This window comes from Mesorhizobium sp. M0491 (genome assembly GCF_040321265.1).
In the GTDB taxonomy this organism is placed as follows: domain Bacteria; phylum Pseudomonadota; class Alphaproteobacteria; order Rhizobiales; family Rhizobiaceae; genus Mesorhizobium.
Genome location: NZ_JAMYRE010000050.1, coordinates 1 through 7890, shown reverse-complemented (window position 1 = coordinate 7890; position 7890 = coordinate 1). Strand labels below are relative to the sequence as shown.

Annotated in this window: 6 protein-coding genes; 1 reads left to right on the top strand and 5 read right to left on the bottom strand. The window is 63.7% G+C overall.

The window, feature by feature from the left end:
• Positions 1–126: 126 nt before the first annotated feature.
• The 3 genes from edd to zwf form a co-directional block, all read right to left on the bottom strand.
• Positions 127–1950, bottom strand: coding sequence for a phosphogluconate dehydratase (gene edd, locus NKI69_RS33160; protein WP_023809189.1), 1824 nt, complete (start codon positions 1948–1950; stop codon positions 127–129).
• Between the two features lie 73 nt (positions 1951–2023).
• Positions 2024–2740, bottom strand: coding sequence for a 6-phosphogluconolactonase (pgl, locus tag NKI69_RS33155; protein WP_023809188.1), 717 nt, complete (start codon positions 2738–2740; stop codon positions 2024–2026).
• On the bottom strand, positions 2722–4191 hold the full coding sequence (gene zwf / locus NKI69_RS33150) for a glucose-6-phosphate dehydrogenase (RefSeq protein WP_023809187.1): 1470 nt from the start codon (positions 4189–4191) through the stop codon (positions 2722–2724). The genes pgl and zwf overlap by 19 nt, the downstream gene beginning before the upstream one ends.
• Positions 4192–4503: 312 nt before the next feature.
• Between zwf and NKI69_RS33145 the strand changes: the two genes are divergently transcribed.
• Positions 4504–5250, top strand: coding sequence for an SDR family oxidoreductase (locus NKI69_RS33145; protein ID WP_023809186.1), 747 nt, complete (start codon positions 4504–4506; stop codon positions 5248–5250).
• Between the two features lie 91 nt (positions 5251–5341).
• Here NKI69_RS33145 and NKI69_RS33140 read toward each other — a convergent pair whose 3' ends face one another.
• Positions 5342–6181, bottom strand: coding sequence for an SH3 domain-containing protein (locus NKI69_RS33140; RefSeq protein ID WP_023809185.1), 840 nt, complete (start codon positions 6179–6181; stop codon positions 5342–5344).
• Between the two features lie 262 nt (positions 6182–6443).
• Positions 6444–7730, bottom strand: coding sequence for an NAD(P)/FAD-dependent oxidoreductase (locus NKI69_RS33135; RefSeq protein WP_023809184.1), 1287 nt, complete (start codon positions 7728–7730; stop codon positions 6444–6446).
• Between the last annotated feature and the right edge of the window lie 160 nt (positions 7731–7890).

The window sequence follows — 7890 nt, the reverse complement described above, 5'->3', positions numbered from 1 at the left end:
GGCGATCATGCCCCCGTGTCGTCAAAAAGCTACCAGCCAAATATCCTGTCAGAACACTGAAGGTGCCTAAGTGAACTGCATTACGGCCATGTGCCGCCCTTTTTCATGAACTACGCAGAATTGCCGTCATGTCGTGCCGAAGGCGCTGGCGCCATGATCGGCGCGGCCGACCAGTTGCCGGAAGCCGGCAAACAGCTCGCGGCCGAAACCGAACTCGTTGCCGATGAGATCGGCATCCGCCGTCCGGCGCAAAGCGAAGTCGCCGGCCGGCACCAGCACTTCGAGTGTGCCGGCTTCGGCGTCGAGCCGGATGATGTCGCCTTCGTGGATCCTGGCGATAGGACCCTCCTCGACCGCTTCCGGCGTGACATGGATCGCCGCCGGCACCTTGCCGGAGGCGCCCGACATGCGTCCGTCGGTGACCAGCGCCACGCGCTGGCCGCGATCCTGCAGGATGCCGAGCACGGTAGTCAGCTTGTGCAGCTCCGGCATGCCGTTGGCCTTGGGCCCCTGGAAGCGGATGACGGCGATGAAATCACCGATCAGCGTGCCGGCCTTGAACGCATCGTTCAGCCCTTGCTGGCTGTCGAAGACCTTGGCCGGCGCCTCGATGATACGCCGCTCCGGCTTCACCGCGGAAGTCTTAATGACGGCGTGGCCGAGATTGCCTGACAGCACCTTCAGGCCGCCGGTCGCCTGGAATGCCTTGTTGAACGGCGCCAGCACCTTTTCGTCGCCGCTTGCCTTCGGCGAGGCCTCGCGCACCACGCCTCCGTCGGCGCCGAGCTTTGCCTCGACCGCATAGGGCCGCAGGCCTTCGCCCCACACCGTCTGCACATCCTCATGCAAGATGCCTTCGTCGAGCAGCTCGCGGATCAGGAAGCCGAGCCCGCCGGCGGCGTGGAAATGGTTCACGTCGGCGAGGCCGTTCGGATAGACCCGCGCCAGCAGTGGCACCGCCTCCGACAGGTCGGAAATATCCTGCCAGGTGATGGCTATGCCGGCCGCCGCCGCCATGGCGATCAGGTGGATGGTGTGATTGGTCGAGCCGCCGGTGGCGTGCAGGCCGACGACGCCGTTGACGATCGAGCGTTCGTCGATCATCCGGCCGACAGGCGTATAGGCGTTGCCGAGCGCGGTGATCGCCAGCGCCCGCTTCGTCGCCTCGCGGGTCAACGCCTCGCGCAGCGGCGTGCCAGGGTTGACGAAGGAAGCGCCCGGCGTGTGCAGGCCCATGATCTCCATCAGCATCTGGTTGGAATTCGCCGTGCCGTAGAAGGTGCAGGTCCCCGGCCCATGATAGGATTTGGACTCGGCCTCCAGCAGTTCGGCGCGTCCGACCTTGCCCTCGGCGAAGAGCTGGCGGACCTTGGCTTTTTCGTCATTGGGCAGGCCTGATGTCATCGGTCCGGCCGGAATGAACACCGCCGGCAGATGGCCGAAGGTGAGCGCTGCGATCACCAGCCCCGGCACGATCTTGTCGCAGACGCCGAGATAGACGGCGGCGTCGAACATGTTGTGCGACAGGCCGATCGCGGCGGCCATGGCGATGACATCGCGCGAAAACAGCGACAGCTCCATGCCGGGCTGGCCTTGCGTGACCCCATCGCACATTGCCGGTACGCCGCCGGCCACCTGGGCAATGCCGCCGGCTTCGCGGGCCGCATCCTTGATCAGCGCGGGGAAGGTCTCGAACGGCTGATGCGCCGACAGCATGTCGTTGTAGGAGGTGATGATGCCGAGGTTCGGCACCTTGTCGGCGCCCAGCGCGAGCTTTTCCGAGGGGCTGCACACCGCAAAGCCATGGGCGAGGTTGCCGCACGACAAAACGGCCCGGTTGGCGGTGCGGTTCGATGCCTCGGCGATGCGGCCGAGATAACGCTCGCGGCCTGGCTTTGAGCGCTGGCGGATGCGTTCGGTGATGGCTTCGATGTCGCGTCTGGCGGTCATGGCGGTCGGTCCTTTCAGGCGAGGTCCCGGAAACATCCTCCCGCCGTTTGCCGGGACCAGAGTAAATCGAGATTCAGGGGGCCCAGAAAACCTCTACGGGCTTATGTGCTGCGTCGAGCACGGCACGGATTGGCTTTCGCGGCCCGGGCGCAACCGCGCCGTCGAAGGCGACACGCTTGTCCTCACCCTCTATGTGCAGCGCGATGAAGCCGGCTTCGACGATGCGCGCCAGCGACAGGGTCAGCCGCGGCTCGCCCGCACTTGCCGCATGAACCGGCAGCACGATCCTGTCGCAAGACGGGTCGAGCAGCGTTGCCAGATCGTCGGCATCGGGAAAGAACGAGGCGGTGTGGCCGTCCGGCCCCATGCCGAGCACGACGACATCGAGCGGCCATGGCAAGGACCGGAGCGCTGCATCGTCGGACGAGGCCGCATCCTCGATGCTGGTGGCTTCGTGATAGAGCGGCACGAAACGAGCCGCCTTGGCCGCGTTCTGCAACAGATTGGCGGCTACCAGCCCGGCATTGGAGCGTGGCGAAGAGGCCGGCACGAAACGCTCGTCGACCAGCGTCACGATCACCTTGTCCCAAGCGATGGGTATCGCCGAAAGGGCGGCGAAGAATTTTGCCGGCGTGGTGCCGCCGGAGACGGCGAGCAGCCCCGTGCCGCGCTCGGCGATCGCCTTGGTCAGTCTGCCTGCAACATGGCCGGCAAGGGCTGCCGCCAGTTCCTGGCGCTCAGCGAAGCCGTTCCAGCTATAGGCGGCGCTGTTCAATTGCTCTCGTGCCATGTCCGCCCGTCACGTTCGATCAGTGCTATCGAGGCCGATGGGCCCCAGGTGCCCGCCGTGTAGCCCTGCGCCTCCTGCCTGGCACTTTCCCAGGCATTCTGGATCGGGTCGATCCATTTCCACGCCGCCTCGACTTCGTCACGGCGCATGAACAGGGTCTGGTTGCCACGGATGACGTCCATGATCAGCCGCTCATAGGCGTCCGGCGCGCGGCCATCGAAGGACTGCGCAAAACTCATGTCGAGCGAGATCTGGCGCAACCGCATGCCGCCCGGACCCGGATCCTTGATCATGATGAACTGCTTGACGCCTTCGTCGGGCTGCAGCCGGATGACCAGCTGGTTGGCGAAGATCGGACCAGCGCTGTCGCCGAAGATCGAATGCGGGATCGGCTTGAATTCGATGACGATTTCCGAAACCCGGGTTGCCAGCCGCTTGCCGGTCCTGAGGTAGAACGGAACGCCCGCCCAGCGCCAGGTGCCGATCTCGGCCTTGATGGCGACGAAGGTCTCGGTATTGCTGTCGTGGGAAAGCTCCTCGACATAGCCCTTTACAGCTCCGCTGGCCGAGGCGCCTGCGCGGTACTGGCCGCGCACGGTGTGCTTTGGCGCCTCGTTGCCGTTGATGCGCTTCAGCGCCCGCAGCACCTTCAGCTTCTCGTCGCGCACGGCGTCGGCATCCATCGATGACGGCGCTTCCATGGCGACGAGACACAGCAGCTGCAGCATATGGTTCTGCACCATGTCGCGCAGCGCGCCGGCCTTGTCGTAATAGGTGACGCGGTCTTCCAGACCGACGGTCTCGGCCACTGTGATCTGGACATGGTCGATGTGGGCTGAATTCCACAACGGCTCGTAGAGCGCGTTGGCGAAGCGCAGCGCCATCAGGTTCTGCACCGTCTCCTTGCCTAGATAATGGTCGATGCGGAAGATCTGGCTTTCGTGGAAGTCGTCGCCGACCAGGTCGTTGAGCTTGCGTGCCGAATCGAGATCGCGGCCGATCGGCTTTTCCAGCACGATGCGCGAGTTCGGCGTGATCAGATTGTGCTCTTTCAGCTTGTGCGAGATGTCGCCGAACAGCGCCGGCGCCACCGCCAGGTAGAAGGCTCGGATGCGGTCGCTGTCTCCGATCGCCTTCTTAAGCTTGTCGAAGCCGGCGCCGCTCGTCGCATCGGCGGAGACGTAGGACAGCCGCGCCAGAAAAGTCTTCAGTTCCTTGGCGTCGATGTCGGCCGGTTTGACGTGCTCGGAGATCGCCTGTTTGGCGAAGGCCTGGAATTCTTCGTCGCTCATTTTCGAGCGCGACGTGCCGATGATGCGTGTCGGCTCCGAAAACTGATGGTCGCGCTGGCGATAATAGAGCGACGGCAGAAGCTTGCGTTCCGACAGATCGCCGGTGCCGCCGAAAATGATGAAGTCGAAAGGCTCGACGGGGATGATCTGGCTGGTCATGGTCTGTCCGCTTTGACGCCGGTCGCTGTGACGCGGCTGATATAATCTAATCGATTTAAATTTTCCAGTGCCATGGTGTCACATCTGGGTGTATGCGCCTGCCCCTTGACAGTCCGATGACCCGGAGGCTTGTCGAAGGCGCGGCTCCGGAAGCCTTCGCAGTTGCAGCATAGAGCGGGATCGACGCGAAAGCCAAAGGAGAAATCGGCGATGGACCCACATCTTTCGGCCAATCCGGTCAGAAGCCGTGGCTTGCGCGGATGAGCGCCAATGACGTGCCCGTTGATCGTCACCAATAGTGAGCGGAAAAAAATGCGTCTGGAAAACAAGGTTGCGATCATCACCGGCGCTGCGTCGGGCTTTGGCGAGGGCATTGCCAGGCGTTTTGCGCAGGAGGGCGCCAGGGTCGTTGTCGCCGATCTCAACGCCAGGGGCGCGGAGCGCGTCGCCGGCGAGATCGGAGAAGCGGCGATCTGGACCCAGACGGATGTCTCGCTACGCTCCGAATTCGACGAGATGATCTATGCCGCCAAAAGCGCCTTCGGCCGCATCGACATCATGGTCAACAATGCCGGCTACACCCATCGCAACGGCGACATGCTCAACGTCGACGAGGACACCTTCGACCTGATAACATCAGTCAACATGAAGGCGATCTATCACGCGGCACTGGCCGTGGTGCCGATCATGGAGCGGCAGGGCGGCGGCGTCATCCTGACCACGGCCTCCACCGCGGGTCTGCGGCCGCGCCCCGGCCTCACCTGGTACAATGCGTCGAAAGGCTGGGCGATCACCGCCACCAAATCGATGGCGGTGGAACTGGCGCCGAAGAACATCCGCGTCAACTGCCTCTGCCCGGTTGCCGGCGAGACCGGCATGCTGGAGAAATTCATGGGCGCCGACACGCCCGAGATCCGCGAGAAGTTCCGCGCATCGATCCCACTCGGCCGGCTTTCGACGCCGCTCGACATCGCCAACGCCGCACTCTGGCTGGCCTCGGACGAGGCCGCCTTCATCACCGGCGTGGCGCTGGAGGTCGATGGCGGCCGCTGCATCTGAAAGCCTGATGTATGTCGCTCGGAAGCGGCCCCGGTTTGGGAGAACGACATGCATCAGAACAACAGGCCTGCCTCACGCAGAGCGGGGTACGTCACGCGCCAGTCTTGATGTAACTCTTGTAGATCCAGCCGGTCTTGCCGTTGTAGGTGATCTGGCACCATTTCTTGCAGCTCATCACCTGCACCGAGGTTTTGGCTGGCACCGTACCGATGGCGGCGGCATTTTTCTTCGGGCCGCTTCGCATGGTCACGGCCCTCAGGATGCGCCCTGTTCCGGCGGCTGCGGCTTTCCTGGGCTTCGCCTTGGCCTGGCTGTCATCGCCTTCTGCCGCTGGCTCTTGAGCCGGCACTTGCGGCTGCACCTCGGGAATGGCGGCGGTTTGTGCGCCGTCGGGATGGTTGCCCGCGGCTGCGCTGGGCGCGGCTACCTTGGCAAGTTCGGTGGCGGCATCGGTAGCGGCTGCCGGCTGTGCGAATGCCGCAGCTTGCTTGTCCGCTGCCTGGCTGGGGGCAGTCGAATCGGAAGTGGCGGCGTCCTTCGGCTGCGAACCGGTCCAGCGCGGATCGTTGGCGGCGAGTGCGGGGATGTTGGCTAGCGCGGCCGCCACGGTTGTCGGAATAGCGTCGGACTTGCGCGCCTGCGGCACGGCTGCCGCGGCGACCGCGGCCCCAACCGGGGTTATTTTCGTCGTCTTCACCGGAACCGTTGGAATGGTCTGTTCGGGGCTCGCTGCCGCTTGTCTGTCGCTGGCCGGCAATGCCAGCCACAGCGCCACGGCGGCGACGCCAAGCAGCGCGGCAGTGCCGATCGCGGCGATCACCAGATGCGAGTTCGAACGGACTTCCTGCCAGAAGGAGGGCCGCATGTCGTATCCGAACTGCATGGCAAAGCGCCGACGTTCCGGCGTACCGAAACTGAAGGGCTCTCTCACTCTTGCCACCTCCATAAGCGGGCCGACGTTCTATCGGTCGGTGCCGGAAGTCCGGCGTCTGATCCGCATAGGTCAAAAAAACAACGCGGGCAGTCCCGCAACAATCCCCGAACAATCGCCCAGAACCGGCAGCTTTCGCCTGCGATTGTGGCATCAGTACGCCATTATAGGGGATTCTGCGCCTTTGCGGGAAATTGCGCAATGCGTCGCACGGGCAACAAATGTTACAATGAATATTACAATATTACATCAGGTCGGTCGGCTAGATCCTGTCCCGCAACGCAAACCAGTTGAGCGCCAGGAACAGCAGCGGCGTGCGGAAGCGCCGACCGCCGGGGAACGGCGGGATTTTCAGATCCTCGATCAGCTTCAGCCGGTCGCGGTTGCCGGCAACGGTTTCGGCATAGAGTTTACCGAAGTAGTTCGACAGCATGACGCCGTGGCCGGAATAGCCGCCGGCCGAGATCACATTGGGCATCACTTCGCGCACGAAAGGCTTTCTCGGCACCGTGATGCCGACATAGCCGCCCCAACCATGCGTGATCTCGACATCCCCGAGCGCCGGATAGAGTTCCGCGATCTGGCGGCGGATGTGAATGTGGATATCCTTCGGATCGTTGACGCCATAGACCTCGCGTCCGCCAAACAGCAGCCGTCCGTCCTTCGATCTGCGGAAATAGCGCACGACGAAGCGGGAATCGTCGACCGCCTCGCCACCCGGCAAAACGTTCGAGTCCGCTCCCAGAGGCACGGTCGCACCGATGAAGGAACCGATCGGCATGATGTGCGCCGCACTAACCGGCTCGAGCGCGCCGCCATAGGCGTTGACCGCTATCAGGCATTTCTGCGCCGTCACCGTCCCCCTCGGTGTCGAAACCTTGACCTTGCCGCCACTGGACATGATGCCGGTCGACGGCGTCCCCTCGAACAGCTGCGCACCTGCAAGCGCTGCCACCCGCGCCGTGCCGATCACCAGCTTCATCGGATGGATGTGGCCGGTGCCGGTGTCGCGCGTGCCGCCGAAATAGGCGGTCGAGCCCAACCGCTCCGCCGTCTCCCTGGCATCCATGAACGAGATATGCGGGTAGGAAAAACGGCTCGCCATGATCTCGGCATGCGCCTTGTAGTCGTCGACATAGCGCGGCTTGTGCGCCACCGAGAGCTGGCCCGGCATATAGTCGATATCGATCTGGTTGGCGGCAGTGAATTCGAGGAGATGCGCCTTGGCCTCTTCGGCAAGACCAAACAGCGCCTTGGCGCGGGCCAAGCCATACTCGGCTTCCAGGTCCTCGGCCCAGGCGCGCTGGCCGGTGCCGAGCTGCCCGCCATTGCGCCCGGAGGCGCCATCGCCGAAGCGGTAAGCGTCGATCAGCACGACATTGGTGCCTGCCTTGGCCAGGTGCGCCGCCGCCGACAGACCGGTAAAGCCGCCGCCGACGATGACGACATCGCATGCCCGGTCGCCATCCAGTCCGGGATATTCGGGCCTCGGTCCCGCCGTGTCCTCATACCAGGAACGGCCGGGGGAAATTGGGGATTGGTAGGGCATGAGATGTCCTAGGGCAGTAGGGCAGTAGGTGGGGCTATTCCGGTGACAGTTTTCGGATCAGAAGCCGCAAGAGCGTTGGTAGTGTGCTGAGAGTTCTGCAAATTCGCTGAGAGAGGGCGGTCATGGCAGGCTGGTGATGTTCAACGTCACCGATTCCCGC